The organism is Roseovarius sp. CAU 1744 (assembly GCF_039839345.1).
Classification (GTDB): domain Bacteria; phylum Pseudomonadota; class Alphaproteobacteria; order Rhodobacterales; family Rhodobacteraceae; genus Roseovarius.
On record NZ_JBDOQV010000002.1, the window covers coordinates 1 to 18,017 of the forward strand.

At 63.8% G+C, this 18,017-nt stretch carries 11 protein-coding genes; 8 read left to right on the plus strand and 3 right to left on the minus strand.

Translation table 11 applies throughout. From position 1 onward, the window contains the following. Window positions 1-305: 305 nt before the first annotated feature. Window positions 306-1,586: a DUF3422 domain-containing protein gene (locus AAFO92_RS03935; RefSeq protein ID WP_347533849.1), complete on the plus strand. Its 1,281-nt coding sequence runs from the start codon at window positions 306-308 to the stop codon at window positions 1,584-1,586. A 68-nt stretch (window positions 1,587-1,654) separates the two neighbouring features. Further along, the gene (locus AAFO92_RS03940; RefSeq protein ID WP_347533360.1) at window positions 1,655-2,134 is read left to right on the plus strand and encodes a DUF4262 domain-containing protein; all 480 of its coding nucleotides are present in this window, start codon (window positions 1,655-1,657) and stop codon (window positions 2,132-2,134) included. A gap of 122 nt (window positions 2,135-2,256) precedes the next feature. Here AAFO92_RS03940 and AAFO92_RS03945 read toward each other — a convergent pair whose 3' ends face one another. From AAFO92_RS03945 to moaA, 3 genes are read right to left on the minus strand one after another with little or no spacing between them, the layout of a single operon-like run. Next, a complete protein-coding gene (locus tag AAFO92_RS03945; RefSeq protein ID WP_347533361.1) occupies window positions 2,257-3,300 on the minus strand; it encodes a glycosyltransferase family 4 protein in 1,044 nt (347 codons plus the stop codon). Beyond that, on the minus strand, window positions 3,293-4,582 hold the full coding sequence (locus AAFO92_RS03950; protein ID WP_347533362.1) for a 3-deoxy-D-manno-octulosonic acid transferase: 1,290 nt from the start codon (window positions 4,580-4,582) through the stop codon (window positions 3,293-3,295). Before AAFO92_RS03950 ends, AAFO92_RS03945 begins: the two co-directional genes overlap by 8 nt. Beyond that, window positions 4,582-5,589 carry a GTP 3',8-cyclase MoaA gene (moaA, locus tag AAFO92_RS03955; RefSeq protein ID WP_347533363.1) on the minus strand — a complete coding sequence of 336 codons (1,008 nt, stop codon included), beginning with the start codon at window positions 5,587-5,589 and terminating at the stop codon, window positions 4,582-4,584. The genes AAFO92_RS03950 and moaA overlap by 1 nt, the downstream gene beginning before the upstream one ends. An 84-nt stretch (window positions 5,590-5,673) precedes the next feature. Between moaA and AAFO92_RS03960 the strand changes: the two genes are divergently transcribed. The 6 genes from AAFO92_RS03960 to AAFO92_RS03985 all read left to right on the plus strand — a co-directional run bounded on the left by AAFO92_RS03960 (window position 5,674) and on the right by AAFO92_RS03985 (window position 18,011). Continuing rightward, window positions 5,674-6,171 carry a hypothetical protein gene (locus AAFO92_RS03960; RefSeq protein WP_347533364.1) on the plus strand — a complete coding sequence of 166 codons (498 nt, stop codon included), beginning with the start codon at window positions 5,674-5,676 and terminating at the stop codon, window positions 6,169-6,171. A gap of 205 nt (window positions 6,172-6,376) precedes the next feature. Next, complete coding sequence (locus AAFO92_RS03965) at window positions 6,377-7,162, plus strand: trypsin-like serine protease (RefSeq protein ID WP_347533851.1); 786 nt, start codon at window positions 6,377-6,379, stop codon at window positions 7,160-7,162. Next, window positions 7,159-7,971, plus strand: a complete 813-nt coding sequence (locus tag AAFO92_RS03970) for a trypsin-like serine protease (protein ID WP_347533365.1) — start codon at window positions 7,159-7,161, stop codon at window positions 7,969-7,971. The genes AAFO92_RS03965 and AAFO92_RS03970 overlap by 4 nt, the downstream gene beginning before the upstream one ends. 157 nt (window positions 7,972-8,128) lie before the next feature. Continuing rightward, the gene (locus AAFO92_RS03975) at window positions 8,129-8,596 is read left to right on the plus strand and encodes an Hsp20 family protein (RefSeq protein ID WP_347533366.1); all 468 of its coding nucleotides are present in this window, start codon (window positions 8,129-8,131) and stop codon (window positions 8,594-8,596) included. A gap of 195 nt (window positions 8,597-8,791) precedes the next feature. Continuing rightward, window positions 8,792-13,156 (plus strand): hypothetical protein, encoded by a 4,365-nt coding sequence (locus tag AAFO92_RS03980; RefSeq protein ID WP_347533367.1) that lies wholly within the window; start codon window positions 8,792-8,794, stop codon window positions 13,154-13,156. A gap of 13 nt (window positions 13,157-13,169) precedes the next feature. Beyond that, window positions 13,170-18,011: a hypothetical protein gene (locus AAFO92_RS03985; protein WP_347533368.1), complete on the plus strand. Its 4,842-nt coding sequence runs from the start codon at window positions 13,170-13,172 to the stop codon at window positions 18,009-18,011. The last annotated feature ends 6 nt before the right edge of the window (window positions 18,012-18,017 follow it).

The window sequence follows — 18,017 nt, forward strand, 5'->3', positions numbered from 1 at the left end:
GCATCGAAAACCCGCTCTTCTACAAGGAAAACACCCGCATGTTCTACGGCGACGCAAAAGACAGCGTCAACAGCCTGCTCAGCAAGATCAACTGACCCAGGCCGAATGAAAAAAAGGCCAGGGGCGTCCGGTTCGGGCGCCCTTTGCTTTTGTCCGGGGGGGGTATTGAGTATTTTGAGAACGATGAATGCGGGATCCGGGCCTGTATGCCATCGTGTGCCGCTAAGCCCTTGGTGTGACAAAAGAATCCGTTCCTTTCGCTGGCAGGTCCGGCTAGGGTGTGCGGGGAACCGAGGAATGCGATGATGCCCCCGATAGACGACCATCCGCTGCGCTATGCCCTGGCAAACGAGCTCCATGCCCGGCCGTTCCCATCGCTGGGCGTGCCGGCAACGGCCGTGTTTCTGGCGATCAAGCAGCCGGTGGACGCGGCCAAGCGTGACCGGGCCGCGGATCGCGCCCATCTGATTGCCCTGCTGGACCGCTACGGCGCGCCGCATCCGCAGCCCGATGCCACGCATTATTTCGGGCAGGTCGGGCGGCATATGCTGAAATGGGAAAGCCATACGGAATTCGTGACCTACATGATGCTGTCGGACGGCGCTGCCGACAAGCCGTTTGATCCGGATGAATTCAGTGTCTTCCCGCAGGATTGGCTGGACAATGCGCCGGGTCAGCGGATGACCTCGGCCGTGATCCGGGTGGTGGCAATGGACAGCGACGAGGCGCTGCGCCGCGACATCACCAGCTGGTTCGTGCCCGAAAGCGTGGCCGTGGCCCGGGTGCTGGACAATTCCGCCGTCGTCGCCGGGGATTTCCGGATCGACGAAGCGGGCCATCTGCGATTTCTGGTCAGCGTCGCACCGGGGACCGGGGTGCGGCGCATCGGGCGGATCGTTCAGCGCCTGTGCGAGATCGAGACCTACAAGACCATGTCGATGCTGGGCTTTGCCCGGGTGCGCGACATGGGCGCGCGGATGGGTGATATCGACGGCCGTCTGGGGCGCCTGATGGCCGAGATGACCGATGGCAGCACCCCGGCCGATAGGACGCTGGGCAATCTGCTGGAGGTGTCGGCGGAGCTGGAGATGATGGTGGCGCGCTCATCCTTCCGCTTCGGTGCGACCGAGGCCTATTGCCGGATCGTCGATCAGCGAATCGAGGTGTTGCGCGAGGAACGGTTCGAGGGGCGGCAGACGTTTTCCGAGTTCATGATGCGGCGATATTCACCGGCGATGCGGACCGTGGAATCGACCAAGGAGCGGCTGCGCAACATGTCGGACCGGGCGCTCAGGGCCGGCAACCTGCTGAGGACGCAGGTCGATGTGGAACGCAGCGCGCAGAATCAAAGACTGCTGGAAAGCATGAACCGCCGCGCCGACGCGCAACTGCGTCTGCAGCGCACGGTCGAGGGGTTGAGCGTGGTGGCGATCAGCTATTACGCGGTGTCGCTGGCGGCGTATCTGCTTTATCCGCTGAGCGGTGCGCTAGGGATCAGCAAGGGTATGTTGACGGCGCTCGTCACCCTGCCGGTGATTGCCCTTGTCTGGTGGATGATCCGGCGGATCCAGAAGCGGGTGCATTGAAGGCCGTTCCGTGGGCGCAGCAATCATTCGCATTTGGCAATGAAAGACAGAGTGGGTAGCATCTGAAAATGTCAGAATATTCGGATTACGAACAGAGGTTGCTCTCGGTTATCGAGCAACATGGTTGGCAGTTTACCTATGTCTTCGACCCTGACGGCCAGGCACCGGGCTTTGGATACTCGGTTGGTTTTACCAAATCACTTAACGCGCCGGAATTCATTGTTTTTGGTCTTGAGCGGGGGTTGATGCAGCGCATGCTGTGGGAAGTTCACAACCAGATCAAGAATGGTGCGTTCCCGGAAGACAACATGCGTTGGCAAGGCGTGTTGGAGGGGTTTGATTGCATCAGCCGGAAGGCCGTGCACGAGACACTTTATTCCGACTATGCGGTATCAGCAGACTGGTACTGGCGCGAAACCGGGCATAGCGGCAATCCACAAGTCTACCAGTTGGTGTGGCCAGGTGCGCGACAGGGACTTTTCCCCTGGGAAACGGGATGTGCTCAAGATGTGATTGATGCCCAGCCTCATCTTTGGCACAGCAGGTAATGCGGTGGTTCAGGATTTGGTGCGCATCCGCCGCGCTATCGTGACCGCCCGCAGAATGTCTGGATGGGCATATGGCTGCCTGGCGTTTCGCACGGCCCTTCATGTTTTGGTGGTGGTCGTGTCTAACCCTCGCGCCAGAGTTGCTGGTAGACGGCGTCGATGCCGTCGGCCTCTGCCTGGATGCTGAAATGGGACGCGGCGGCCTCGTGGGCCGTCCGTGCCATTCTTCGGTGCCGGTCGGGGTCGGACAACAGATCTGCCAGGGCCTGCGCGGTGGCCTTCGGGTCGTCCTCGGCGACGATGATCCCGGCGCTGCCCTGGCCGGAAAAGCTGCGGTAATAGCCCTGGTCGGTGGCGACGAACGGTACGCCCGAGGCCATGCCTTCGAGCGGCGCCATGCCGTATCCCTCGTAGCGGGGCAGCTGCACGACCGCCGACAGGCCGCGCATCAGGGCGGGCAGGGCGTCGGGCGCAATCTCGCCGGGGAAAAGGATACGGTCGGACAGGCCCGCCGCCGCAACCTGCGACCTCAACCCGTCCAGAAAGGCCTGATGCGATCGCCCGGCACGGCCGATCAGCAGCGCGGTCAGCCCCGGGTGGTCCGGCAGAAGCCGCAGCATCGCCTCGACGAAACGCTCGCTTCCCTTTTCGGGGCGGATGCGCCCGATGGTGGCGATGCCGCATGCGCCGGGAAAACCGGTGGCAGCCCAGGCGGCAGCCCGATCTTCGGCGGGGGAAAACCGTTCCGTATCAACGCCATGCGGCACGATACCGCGCACATGCGGGACGAAACCCGCCGCCGCCTCGGTGGTGGCGATGACCGCGTCCATGCGCGAGATCAGCCAGCGGGGAAACGCCGAATGCCGGCGAATCGCGGCAGAGGTAAAGACGATCCTGATCGGCAGGCGCAACACGTCGCGGGCCCAGAGGGCGGCGCGCATCTCGGTATTGCGGCGCACATGCCAGATGGCGAAGGGCCGGTGCACCGGCACCCGCCGTGTCAGCGCACGGGCCTGGGCCGTGGTCACTGGATCGGGGCAGCCGGGCAGGGCCACGCCCGCCAGCGCCATGTCATAGCGGCCCATCTGCTTGCGGATCACGCCCGCCGCGGTGGCCGAGACGCCGGTGAAGTTGCGGTTGAAATTGGTGACGATCAGCTCAGCCATTGGTGTGTCCCGGCAGGCTTAGCGACGTGGTGAGCGTTTCAGTGATCTCGTCCAGCATATCCTCTTGCGCGGCGGCGAAGGCGCGGGATCTCTCCTGCATGACCGCCAGCGCGTCGCCGTCGGTCAGCAGGCCGTGCAGCTGTTCCGCAAGGTCGGCCGCGTTGGCAACCCGACGCGCGCCGCCGCCTGCATCGAAATCGGCATAGGTCTGGGCAAAGTTCGCAAAAAGCGGCCCGTGCAGAACGGCCGAACCCGCATAGGCGGGCTCGTAGGGGTTGTGCCCGCCCACGGGGGTGAACGAACCGCACAGGCAGGTGATCGGGCTCAGCGCGTACCAGAGCCCGGTTTCGCCCAGGGTATCGGCCAGGTAGATGGCCGTGTCCGCAGTCAGTTCCTGGCCGGTGCTGCGCTGCGCGGCGGCCAGGCCCGCGGCGGCAATCAGGGCGGCAATCGCCGTGGCGCGGTCAGGGTGGCGCGGCACCAGGATCAGCAACAGGTCGGGGTGATCTGCCAGCAGGGATTTGTGCGCGGCGATCATCACCTCATCCTCGCCGGGATGGGTCGAACTGGCGACCCAGAGCGGCCGCTGTCCGATGGCCGCTTTCATGCGGGCCAGGTCATCGGCGTCGAAGGGCAGCGGCCCGGAAACCGATTTCAGGTTCTGCCCGGTATAGGCGTGGCGCAGCCCCAGGTCATGCAGATGCGCCGTGGTGCGCGCATCCTGCGTGTGGATCAGGTTGAAATGGCCCATCAGGTGCCGCGACGTGGCCGGGAACCGCTTCCAGTTGCGGGCGGAGCGGTCGGAAATACGCGCGTTGAGCAGCGCCAGCGGAATGTCCGCCGCGCGGGTTTCCTGCAACATCTGCGGCCACAGTTCGCTTTCGACAAAGATCGCCGCAGAAGGATGCCAGTGACCGAGAAACCGGCGCATCGCCCGGCGGGCGTCCAGTGGGGCGAATTGATGGATGCAGCGCGGCGGCAGCCTGCGGCCGACGATCTCGGCAGAGGTGGCGGTGCCCGAGGTCAGCAGGAAATGCCAGCCGGGGTTAACCTCGCCCATATGGGCGATCAGGCGCAGCACCGACAGGCTTTCCCCGACCGAGGCCGCATGAAACCAGATCAGCGTGCCATCGGGGCGTTTGGCGGTCGGCTTGCCCATCCGCTCGCGAAACCGGGCCGGGTCGGTGCCATGTGCGCGCAGCTTGGCCTTCACCCGGCGATAGGCAATCGGCGCGATCAGGTTTGCGGCTGCCGCGTACAGACGGATGGGAAGGGGGGGCATCAGCCGCCGGTATGGCTCATGTGGCGCGACATCTTCCCGTCCACAACCTGCCGGGAATAGTCGAAATCATGCCCTTTGGGTTTCAGCGCGATGGCCTTGCGAATGGCATCTTCCAGCGGCGCATCATCCTGCGGATTGTTGCGCAGCGGTGCGCGCAGGTCGGCCATATCCTCTTGCCCGAGGCACATGTACAGCTCTCCGGTGCAGGTCAGGCGCACGCGGTTGCAGCTTTCGCAGAAATTGTGGCTGAGCGGGGTGATGAACCCGACCTTCTGGCCGGTTTCTTCAAGTGCCACGTAGCGCGCCGGTCCGCCGGTGCGTTCAGGCAGGTCGCGCAGGGTGTATTCCGTCGCCAGACGGGCGCGCAGATCGGTCAGCTTCCAATATTGGTCCAGCCGGTCCTCGTTGCCGATATCGCCCATCGGCATCACCTCGATGAAGGTGATGTCCATGTCGCGGCTGTTGCACCACTCGATCAGCGGGAAAAGCTCATCCTCGTTGAACCCCTTCAGCGCCACGGTGTTGATCTTGACCCGCAGTCCCGCCTTTTGCGCCGCGTCGATGCCGCGCATGACCTGCGGCAGGCGGCCCCAGCGGGTGATGTCGGCAAATTTCTTCTCATCCATCGTGTCGAGCGAAATGTTCACCCGGCGCACGCCCGCCGCATAGAGGTCATCGGCGAAACGCTCCAGCTGGCTGCCATTGGTGGTCAGTGTCAGCTCTTTCAGCGCGCCGCTGTCCAGATGCCGCGTCATGGTCTGGAAAAAGGTCATGATTCCCTTGCGTACCAAGGGTTCGCCGCCGGTTATCCGCAGCTTTTCAACGCCCAGGTGGATGAAGGTCGAACACATCCGGTCCAGTTCCTCGAGCGTCAGAAGTTCCTTTTTCGGCAGGAAGGTCATGTTCTCGGACATGCAGTAGACGCAGCGGAAATCGCAGCGGTCGGTGACCGAGACACGCAGGTAGGAAATCGCGCGCTGGAAGGGATCAATCAGTGGGGCAGTCATGCCGCAAATTTAGGCGTGTGCGCGTCCGGGGGCAAGGTGGAACTTGCCGTTGAAGCACCTGTGCGGCGTGGTTAGATTGAGAGCATGAGACAGCTTTCCACCTTTTTCGTGATAACCGCTTTGATTTCGGGCTGTGCGCAGCTGCAATGGCCGGGCACGTTGCGGACGTCCCCGGACGACGTGGCGGTGAGCGATCCCGCCGAAGTCGCGCCGCCGGATCAGGGTGTGGCGCCGGTGCCGCCCGCTGCGCGCACGGTCGAGCAATTCGACACCACCACCGAGGAACAGAAAGCCGCCGCCGCCTCGGCGGGCGCCTCGGGCGGGGGGCAGGATCTGGGCCTAACGGTCACATCGCTCGGCGCGCCCAGCGAACCGGGTTTCTGGCTGAAAACACCGCTGGTCAGCGCGCCTGCAAAGGGGCGGGTGACATATCCCGGCACGGGCAAGTCAGCACAGGTTGATCTGATCCCGATCGACGGGCCCAAGACGGCGGGCAGTCGGATGTCGCTTTCGGCGATGCGCCTGATCGGGGCGCCTTTCACGGGACTGCCCGAGATCAGGGTGTATCGGGTGGAGGGTTAAGATCACCTGTCAATCAGTTGTTGTTAAATGAAATTAGGCGTAATCATGTGACGCTGACCTTGCGCCAATGGATCATTCCCGCGAACCATCAGCAAACCGCGCCATGTTGAGATGACGCCCTAATTTCGCCCCAAAACCCGTCTAGACCTGCCCCCAAGTACCAGACCCCACGACCGGAGATCCCGTATTGCGCGTTTTTTCGTTTATGATTGCCCTGATCTTTGTTTGCGGAACGGCAGGGGCCCAGGACAGCAGGCTGCAACGGCTGGATACCGGTGATGATGGCCGCGCATGGGAGGCCGTCGGGCGGCTTGATATCGGTGGCCGCGGGTTCTGCACCGGGGCGTTGATCGCCCCCGACCTGGTGCTGACGGCCGCGCATTGCCTGTTCAACCGCCGCAGCGGCAAACGCATCGACCACACCCAGATCGAATTTCTCGCAGGTTGGCGCAATGGCCGTGCCTCGGCCTATCGCATGGTCCGCCGTGCGGTCGTGCATCCCGAGTTCAACTACCGCGGGGCGGCCAACGAATTGCGGGTGCGCAACGACGTGGCGCTGCTGGAGCTGCAGCACCCGATCAACAACACGCGGATTACACCCTTTCTGACGGATCGCCGCCCGCGCAAGGGGCAGCGGATCGGCGTGGTCAGCTATGCCAAGGACCGGTCCGAAGCACCATCGTTGCAGGAGGTCTGCGACGTGCGCGCGCGCCAGCTGGGTGTTCTTATCATGTCCTGCGACGTCAATTTCGGCTCTTCCGGCGCACCGGTTTTCAGCTTCGAGGGCGAAGAGCCCCGGATCGTTTCCGTGGTGTCAGCGATGGCCGAGGTGGATGGCACCAAGGTATCGCTGGGCACGCAGTTGGAAAAGCCGCTGGAAGTGCTGCGCGCGGCGCTGGACGCAGGCCAGGGTTTCTTTCAGGATCCGGCGCCCAAGATGTTCAGCGGGGCCGAGCGCCGCAAGACCGGCGCGAAATTTGCCAAACCATGATCCGGCGTGGGCTTCATATCGCCGTGATGGCGGTGGCCGCGCTTGCCACCCAGGCGCCCGCCGGCAGCGGATTGATCCGCCTGACCGACCGTGACGACCTGTTCGGCTGGGAGGCGGTCGGCCGGATCGAACTGGGGCAAGACGGCTATTGCACCGGCGTTCTGATTTCACCCAAGCTGGTGCTGACCGCCGCGCATTGCGTCTATGACCGGGAACAGGAGGCGATCAGCGCCTCTGACATCACGTTTCGCGCAGGGCTGCGCGACGGTACGTCCATCGCCGACCGCAAAGTCGCCCGGATTGCCGCCCACAAGGGATATGATCCGCAACGCCCCTACGGTGCCGAAAACATCCGCCACGACGCCGCGCTGCTGGAACTGGCGCAGCCGATTCCGACCGCCCTCGCTGATCCGTTTGTCCTGCATCAGGGGGCCGGTGACGGGCAGCGGGTCAGTGTCGTTTCCTACGGGCAGGGACGCGACGATGCCTTGTCCTGGCAGCGTGATTGCGGCCAGCTCTGGAGCGGGCGCAACCTGATCGCCTTTGACTGCAACATCACCTTCGGGTCCAGCGGCGCGCCGGTCTTCGTGCGCGAAGGCAGCCGGGCGCGTATCCTGTCGCTGGTCAGCGGTGGCAACATGAATGATGGCACGCCTGTCGCCTACGGGATGACCCTTGCCCCGCTGGTGGCCGACCTGAAACGCGATCTGCGCGCCATGCCGGCGGTTCCGGTTGCGGGGTCCGGGATACGGCGGGCCAAGGTGGGGCAGGGTGGCGGCGCATCGGGCGCAAAATTTGCAAAGCCCTGATAAAAAACGGTAATTTCGCGACCTGAAGGGGCTTGAAACCCGCAAAACCACTTCCCACATTAGAGGTGTTCCGGTGCCAGTTCAGGGCCGGACGCAACCTGCCTGTCCCGTGTTGGGAAGGCGCTTACATCAGTTATCGCTCAAAGGAGGATGACCCATGCGTAACTTTGACCTGGCTCCGCTGTACCGGGCCACCGTTGGTTTTGATCAGATCGCAGACATGATGGACCGTGTGCTGTCCAGCGACATCAGCCACCCGACCTATCCCCCCTATAACATTGAGAAAACCGCCGATGATGCCTATCGCATCTCGATCGCGGTCGCCGGCTTCTCGGATGCCGATCTGTCGGTTGAGGTGAAGGAAGGCGCGCTTGTCGTTTCCGCCCGTAAATCGGACGAGGACGACAGCAAGACCTACCTGCACCGTGGTATCGCCACCCGCGCGTTCGAGCGCAAGTTCCAGCTTGCCGATCACGTGCGCGTCACCGGTGCGGCCCATGCCGATGGCATGTTGCATATCGACCTGGTGCGCGAGGTGCCCGAGGCGCTGAAACCGCGCCGGATCGAGATCGCCAAGGCGGATGAGATCGAAAAGGACGTGGTTGACGCCAAGGCCGTCAACTAGGCACGCGTCTCGCCAAGTTTCTGCGGCAAGGGCCCCGGTTTCCACGCCGGGGCCTTTTGTCGTTCGCGCGATCGAGGAACGCCGCCAATGAGCGGAAACACGCACAAGCGCAACGGTCTGACCGGTCGAATCGGCCGGGCCGCGCGTTTCGTGCTAGGGTTGAGATATAGATAATTTCATTTCTTGGGGGTTGCGATGCCAATCCGCCCCACGGCATATTCGCTTTCCGGTCTTTCCCTTGGTGCGACCAACACGGTCAGTGCTCTGACCTCTTCGGGCGCGGTCGTTTCGGCTGAACAGGCCGATCTGAGCGACCTGGTGCTGATCCCGACATCCCCCGACACGATCAAGAACATCTTTGAAAAGAGCCGACCCGGCACGCCGGTGCTTCGGGTCGACGATCTGGTGGCGATGCGGGTGGAATTGCGCAATTGCAACATCACGCCGGGATCGCCCCCGACCATTCGCAAGACCGGTCGCGGCAAGGGGCTGCTGATCCTGCATTTCCCGCCCCAGACGATCACCGAAGAGACATTTTATGAGCCGCCGCCGGACGATATTTCCGATCCGACAACGGACCCGGAGCATCCGGCCAACCAGAACGGGGGACAGCCCAAGCCGGAACCTGCCGATCCGACACAGGACGAAACCCTGCGCCGCCCGCCGATCCGCGCGCGCAGCGGCAACGAATCCCGGCTGGTCTTCGAGGTGCCTGCCGACGCCGAGATCGCCTATTCGCTTGCAGGTATCCTGCAGGCGGTGCGCGATCTGAAACTGGTGGTCGCCGCCAACGCCAAGCCGAAGGTGAAGACACCGGGCATCTTCATTCCGCTGGGCGATTTGCTGAACATGGCGGCAGTCAATACCCTGTCGCCCAAGCGCCGCGCGGCCCTGTCGGCACATGTGGCCTCGTCCTTCCGGTTGGCGGCGCGCGGGGCAGGGGACATGACCACCATCCGGGCGCGGCAGGCGGCGTCCAACAATGATTTCCTGGCCATCGTGCCCGACGATGCCGGCCTTGATCTAGGCTCGATCGCATTGCCGGCCGCCGGCCCGAAACCCAAGAACCCGACCCCGTCGCAGACCTCGATCGAGATGCCGTGGCGGCTGATCGTATCGCCCCATGCCGGGGCGGCGTGGCGCCATGCTGCCGACCCGGTGCTGTCACCGGCCACCGGGCGCACCGAGTTGTGGCATACGCGCATGGTCACGCCGCGATCCGACGGCGCCTATATCATGCCGCCTTACCCGGATTCGAACCGGACGATCCGTGCGATCTGGGCCCGGGACGGCAGCGGCACCGAGGCCGCGCATCCGAAGATGCAGAACGACTATCCCGGATCGTCCGAACTGCCGCCGCCCAACATGGTACCGTTCCGGCAGCCGATGGATGATTTCGACCGGTTCCAGATCGTGCACCTGTCCTCGAATTTCGGGGCCAGCAACTACAAACCCGAACCGATCGACACCAAGCTGATGATGCTGTCGACCCTGGGGGGCTGGCTGGATAGCCGCGGCGCGTGGGAACCCGTCGGGCTGTCGGTCGAGGAATGGGTGCATCGGGCGGCGATGGCGCGCGACCACTACGTCAAGGTCGTCTACCGCGGCTTCCTCGTGCCCTTCGGTCACCGGGTATCGCTGATCAAGGTGACCGAGCGGAAATTCCACAAATCCAAGAACAGCTCCGATCAGGACCTGCGTCAGCACGCCTATCTGCGTCAGCGCTTCTTTATCGTGATCCGCGAACATATCCGCCATTTCGACGACAGCGCCTTTCACGCGACGGGATCGAATGACGGGCAGGTCAATTACGGGCGGCAATTTCCCTTCTCGAAGGTCGAGATCCTGACCGACGAGACCCCGGATCTGGATGACCCCGGCGATACGGACATGGTCATCCAGGGGATGAATGGCGGGCAGCGGTTCTTCTGGCCCTATGTCGGCGGCAATCCGTTCATGTTCCAATGCGCCGCGACCGATCTGGATGATCGCCGCATACTGTTCGAACTGCCGATGATCTTCATGGACAACACCATTGCCTGTCCGCGCAACAATGTCAGCGAAAAGCTTGTACCCGCCTGGGAGGAGGCCGAGGCGAATGCGGCGACGGCGGCGCAGGAATACAATGCCAGTTTCCTGCATGATGCCGAGATGGACCTGCAGCGGATCGCGATGGCCACCCCCAACAAACCGGGCGACAGCGCGGTCGAGGCCAAATCGGTCACCTTCAACATCGAAGCCCCTGAACGGATCGTCGATGGCGGGCCCGCCACCTCGAACCCCAGCCTGCGGACCTACAGCAATGATCTGACCCGCCCGCTATTTGTGCCCAAACTGTTCGAGGTCGAGGCCCGGCTGGGCCCGGTCGTGCATCTGACCGGGTCGACCAAGACCAACAAGCTGCAATGGAATGCCCAATACCTTCGGGTGGGTTTCAATACCGACATGGGCGCGCCCGCGCCGGACCGCAATATCGGCGAGGTCTTTGCCGATATCGTCCAGACCGGGAGCACGATGGGGCAGCTCGATTTCTCATCCCAGGGGGACAAGTCCGGCGGGTTCATGCAGCCCAACCTGAAACCGCAGGCATTGTCGCGCATGGCAGGTCCGGTGATGAGCGATCCGGTGAAATTCGCCAAGGGCGAGCTGGAAGGCGGAGCGGGTTTCCCGACCGAACCGTCGCTGAGCGATCTGCCGCTGCCGCTGCTGTTCGGCTGCATCCCGCTGGGTGAGCTGATCCAGCTTGTCAGCGATATCACCGGCGCGCCCGAAAAAGTGCCGAAATTCGCGTCCGAGGCGGGCACGCAGTTCGAAACCTTCATCGCGACGCTCACGCGCCTTTTTGCACTTGCGGTGGATCTGCCGCGGGCGCCGCTGGGCGTGATACAGGGGGCGCTTGCGCAATATTTCGCGAAGATTGATGACCTGATCCAGCAGGGCCAGGCCGTGCAGCAGGAGATGCAGCAGGTCATCGACAAGCTGAACGAGATGGTGGCGCTGGTGGATGCGCTGCAGCAAAAGATCGAGAACGCGGTCGAAACCGCGGTTGATGCGATCGACACTGATCCGAATTTCACCGGCGCGTTGGCGGATCTGCCGGCGCTGCAGACCAAGATCACCGAACTGCTGGCGCTGGTGACGCCGCCGAACGGCAACCTGATCCCTGCCAATATCCGCCAGCAGATCGTGGCCTTCGCCAACGGGCTCAAGACGGTGCTGGAGGCCATCAGCGATGTGCAGACCCTGTTCACCACCGGCAAGGATGTGTTCGAGAAGCTTGATGCCATCGTCGGTGATCCGCAGGGTCTGGCCGATCTTTTTGACGATCCGGGGGAGTTCGGCAACAAGCTGGGCGCGCTTGAGGCCACCATCGCGCCCTTCCGCACGGCGATTGCCGATTTCGATCTGTTGCCCGAGGCGATCAAGGATCCGCTGACCTCGGCACTAGATGATTTCGAGGATGCACTGGGCATCGCCGGGCAACTGGCCGATCTGCTGGAGATGCTCACCGGCGACGAGCTGACCATCCGGTTCGACTGGAACCCTGAAATTGCCAGCTGGCCCGCCTCTGACCCGCTGTTCCGCGCCAATGACACCAAGGGGCTGATCGTTTCGGTCGAGGGCAAGGTCAAGAAGAACGGCGCCTCAAGCCCGCAGATTTCGGTGACCTGTTCGCTGCGCAGTTTCGATCTGGTGCTGATCGCGCCCGCTGCATTCCTTGAGCTGAATTTCGACCGCATCAGCTTTTCCATCGACAGCGCGGCCAAGATGGACGTGGATGTGCTGCTGCAGGACATCAAATTCGTCGGCCCGCTGAGTTTTGTCGAAACCCTGCGCGACCTGATCCCGCTCGATGGTTTCTCGGATCCGCCCTACCTGGATATATCGACCGAAGGGATCAGCGCCGGGTTCGACATCGCGCTGCCGACGGTGGCGGTGGGCGTTCTCAATATCTCGAACCTCAGCCTTGGCGCGGGATTCACCGTGCCCTTCATCGGCCAGCCGCTGTCGGTGTCGTTCAATTTCTGCAGCCGTGAACAGCCCTTCTGCCTGACCGTCTACATGTTCGGCGGCGGCGGGTTCTTTGGTGTCACCATCGACCCGCAGGGCGTTCAGATACTTGAGGCCGCGTTCGAGTTCGGCGCCTCGATCTCGGTCGATTTCGGCGTTGCCTCCGGCGGGGTCGAGGTGATGGCCGGCATCTATTTCCGCATGGAGCAGGACGAGGCATCGCTGACCGGTTATTTCCGCCTGGGCGGGCATGTCGATGTGCTGGGGCTGATTTCGGCCTCGCTCGAGCTGTACCTGGAGCTGGAATACGAATTTTCATCCGGCAAATGCACCGGCCGCGCGTCGCTGACCATCGAGGTGTCGGTCCTGGTGTTTTCGGGCAGCGTCACGATCAGCTGCGAGAAGAAATTCGCCGGATCGAACGGCGATCCCAGCCTGCGTGTGATGATGGGCCATCTGCCCGAGCTGCCGCTGGAACAGGAACTGGCCGCGATCACGGGGCCCGAAGTGGAATATGGCTGGCGCGAATATGCCGAGGCCTTTGCGTGAGGAGGGGGAGAAGATGGCACAACAACTGATCGTCTGGACCGCTCTTCCCTATGGCCGGGTGCGCGAGGGGGAACACAAGGGCAAATGGCGGATCTCGGTGGTGGTTTCGCCGCGGCTGACACCAGAGGCCGCAAATGAACAGACCCTTGCGGCGTTCGGCGAATGGCTGGACTGGCCCGGCACGCTGGAGCGCGCGCAGTTTTCGTTGCGTGTGGGCATGGACAAGGTGCCGCTGGAACGGATCAGCAAGCCTGACACGGGGCTGTGGAAAGAATTCTTCGACGACAACACGCCCGTGGCGGGCTTTGTCTACAAGGACATGAGCACGGTCAACCTGCATTCCTACCCGGTCAAGAACGTGCTGTCCTTTGCCCGCGATCACTATGGCCGGCTGGCGGCCGACAACGGCGCGGAACATCCCAGGCTGCTGCCCTGGTCCGATGCCGACGCGGGGGTCAAGGACATGCTGACCGGGATCGGCACGCGGACCTACAAGGTGACCCTCGGCGACCGCGAAATCGAGGTGCCGCTGCCGGGTTTCTCGCGGTTCCACGCCGACGGATTCGAGGAAGAAGTGACAGCCCGCGTCTTTGGCCGCAAACCGGTCTATGACATGGATGTGGTTGCCCCCGGCGTCGAGGTGGATACCGACACGCCGCACACCCATTCCAAGAAATCCCTGCGGGTGATGAAGCCCGACTGGCAGGATCCGGCCTTTGCCGGGGCCGATGCGGGGCTGATGAGCAACTTCGCCAGCAAGGACGAATATACCTTCTACCAGGCGGACAGGTTCTATCGCCGCAACCGGCCCACCGCTGCGGAAAAGGCCAAGCTGCGCCCGGATTTCCAGGATATCGCCCCGCCCCCCGAGGCCCCGGAATACGATTTTCACCAGATGGTGGCATCCTATGCGGACCACGGCGCGCTGCTGCGCGGCCTGGGGTTGGTGATCGACCTCGTCTTTGCCGACAAGGGTACGATCAGGGACCGCATCCAGCTGGGCGGCGGCACCGGGGTTGGGCAGATGCAGCTGGGCATCAAGTGGGACGGCGATCCCCCCGGAAAGGATGCCCGCCCGCGCACCGCCTGGCAGGCGCAGCGCGACCGTTTCGTTGCCCGCCCGCGCACCGACGATCACGCCGACGGTTTCCTGCGGCTGGAAGGTTCCGACGATGGCTGGGGTGCGCATCGCAAGGACGAGAAGGAGGGGCTGTTCGACCTCTACCAGGTCGATCCGGACGGCGCCGCGCTGAAAACGGTAAATTTCACACTCACGGCACAGAATTTGCTGACCAAGAGCCTGTCGATCAGGCAAAAGCACGGCGAGGTGACCTATACCACCGGCGACCGTCAGGCGATGGCGGCGCTGCGCAGCTGCGGTATCGGTATCTCGCAGCACGGCCGCGCCGGGAAACTGGCCAAGCTGGCGGCGGCTTCGGACCTGAAGAACACCGAGATCGTCAACGGAAACGCGCAAAACGTTGTGCTGTTCGCCGAAGACGTCCATCGCGGGCATCGGGTGGACATCGCGCGGGTGCCGGATTTCATCCAGCCCGGCAAATGGCAGCCGCTTTGCGCCCGCGAGGGCAGCTACCGGGCGTTGAAAAACGATGTCCAGCTGAACTTCCCGCCGGATGAGGGCTATGTCTCGGGCGCGTCGCTCAGCGGTGATGTGAACGATGCTGACGAGCATTACATGCACGAAAGCCTGTTTCGCTGGTCGGGCTGGTCGCTGGTGGCGCCGCGCCCCGGCAAGGTGATCAGGTCCGAGACCAACGAGGATAACAACCTTCAGGCCGAGGTGCCCGCCGATGTGACCGACACCGCCGAGAACGGCAACGGGCTGGCGGCGACCTTCAAGGCGCTGAAGGGATCGCTGCCGCGTCTGCGCTTTGGCTCGCTGTACCGCGTGCGGGCGCGGGACGTGGACCTGGCGGGCAACTCGCTGGCAATTGACGACCCGTCCATCGAACCGCTGGAGCAGGCCAGCGACGCGGTTGGCTACTGGCGGTTCGAGCCGGTCGATCCGCCGGTTCTGATCCACCGGGAGCGGGTCAGCGAAGGAGAGCAGCTGGAGCGGATGGTGATCCGTTCGAACTGGGACGTGGGCACGGCGGGCTATCTTCAGACCAAGGATTTCAAGGACGCGATCGCGCTGCCGGCCTCGGCCGATTTCGCGTATGTGGAGGAAAACGAACGCCACGTGGTGCCGCCGAAATCCTCACAGCAGCAATGCGAGGTTCACGGCCTTTTCGACCCTTATCTTGGCGGCGGCTGGCAGGCGGCCAAACAGGGCTACGAGATTGCCGCGCGCGAGGAAGGCTCGCTCTATGACCCCGTGCCCGGCAGCCAGATCGAGCTGATAACCCCGCAGGCGGTGGCCGATGTCGCGACCACCTCCGCGGTGCCGCCCGAGCTGCCCGGCGCCGATAACCCGGTGGGCGACCGGATGGCGGGCGGGCAATATATCCTTCATCGCGAGGCCGATCTGGCCACGCCCTACCTGCCCGACGGGGCCGCCGCCGGTGTCGCGATCCGCGCCGTTCCCGGCCATCACATCCCCGGCATCCACGCGGGGCTGGAGCTGGGCGAGGAATGCCGCGTGGTGCAGAGTGACGAGACCAACGAACTGATCCTGCTGGTCAGACATCGCCATGACTGGCCCGACAGCCGCGGTTTCCGCCTGGTCCTGGCCGAGCGTGCAGAAAACGATACCGATCTGCCCTGCAAGGTCAGTTTTGCCGATGACGGCAGGCCGGATTGGGACGCGCAAAACCGCGTTCTGACGCTTTACCTGGCCAAGGGGCAGATCCTGCACCTGCGCTATGCCAGCTTCGTTCATCCCGACTATCTGCATCATTTCGGCATTCCCCGCTGGACGCAGACCAAACATGCGGGCGAAAACTGCATGAAGGCCGCCGCGATGGGGGCGAACTGGCTGATGACGCCCTATCGCGGGTTGACGATGGTCCATGCCACGCAGCAGCCGGTCTGCCAGCCCGAGCTCATCAAGATGACCCCGGCGCGCGGCCCGGGCGAGCATAACGTGACGCTGCATTGCGACCTGGTGCGGCTGCACGGCCCCTCGACCGGCAAGTTCGAGATCGAGGCGCGCTGGCACGAATGGGTGGATGACATCAACCGGCCCGGCCCGGAGCGGGTGGCCTTCAGCGGGCAGCTGGGCGAAGTGCGCCTGGCCGACAATCACGCCAACCAGTTCCCGCTTGATAGCGCGGTTGACAACCAGCTGGCCGATCCCGAGGCGGTGCGCGGTGATGTGCACGAGCTGGGCGACAGCCGTTTCCGGCTGATCGAATACCGCACCCGTGCCACCACCCGGTTCCGCGAATATCTGCCGCCGTCCATGTATGACCAGCCCGAGCTGATCTCGCGCCTGGGGCCGGTTGCCGAGGGCCCGGCCGTGGCACTGCCGGCCGAGGATGACCCCGGCGCGCCCGTGCTGCGTCAGGCGGGCGGATCAGAGGCGCAAAGCTATGTGCCGTCCACCGCGGCGCCCAAGGATCCGAAGCTGCTTTACGTGGTGCCGACGTTCAAATGGACCCGCTCCAATTCCGAGGGCAGGCATGACGCCACCAGATACGGCAACGGGCTGCGCGTCTGGCTGGACCGGCCCTGGTTCTCCTCTGGGGACGGAGAGTTGCTGGGCGTGGTCCTGCATTCCAACAACGCCAATTTCAGCAGTATTTCCGAGGATATGGAAAAGCTGGTCACGCAATGGGGCACCGATCCGCTGTGGGAAACGGCGACACCCAAACAGACCATCCGGGATCAGGATTTTCCCGCCCGTGTCACCGCCGAAAGCATCAAGCTGCAGGAGAAACCGGGCGCGCCCGCAGCGCGGATCGTCGGGCATCGGGTGCATTGGGATGGCGATCGTGGCCTTTGGTATTGCGACATCGAGCTCAGCCCCGGCGCCACCTACATGCCCTTCGTGCGCCTGGCACTGGTCCGATACCAGCCGAATGCGCTGACCGGCGCCAAGATTTCCAAGGTGGTGCTGGCCGAGTTCAGCCAGATCCTGCCACGGCGCAAGCTGATCGCGCGCAAGGACGGGAACACCCTGTCGGTGTCGCTGCATGGTCCCGATCCGCTGAGCGGCCCGCTGCATTACACCCGCGACTCGGCCTATCAGGGTCTTTCCTTCCTCAACGGCCCGTTCGAGACCGGGCGCAACCGGGTCGAGATGGTCTTGCAGGAGCAGCAGCCGGGAATGGATAGTGACCTTGGCTGGGAGGATGTATCCATCCTTGCCCAGCATGTCGTGGGCGAGGAGGAGGAGGAGGAGGAAGACGGCGGCCCGGTGATCACCGTCCGGCCCGATCTGGACCCGTCGATCATCGACACCGGGCGTATCACCGACCGCGTCCCCGAACCGATACCCGAAGAGCCGCCGGGCAGGCCGCCCGTCGTGACCCCCGGGCGTATTCCCGGCGGAGTCTCGGGCCGCGTTCCCGAACGTGACCCCTTCGGGCCGGGCCGGATCGTGCGGCCGCGCTCTGGCGGAACGGTCAGGCTGGCAAGCTCGGTCAATGTCGGAGTCCTGGGGTTGAACACCCGTCAGCCGATGGCCAGTGCGCTGGCCACCCAGGCCGGTCAGATGGCGGTGGCGGGCACGCTGGGCGTGTTCGATCCCTTCGTCATTGACCCGGCTTTCTGGGAAGGTGAGGCCAAGGTAACCGCAGGCGACGGTCCCCGCCGCGTCGTGGTGCGGGAGTTTGAGCGGTTCTACTCGGACAACATCGTCAACCAGAAGGTCGGCACCGGCACCTATCCGCGCCGCATCATCGAAGAACGCCTGGTCTTTGCCGAGGTGATCGACGTGGACGCGCTCTGACGAAAC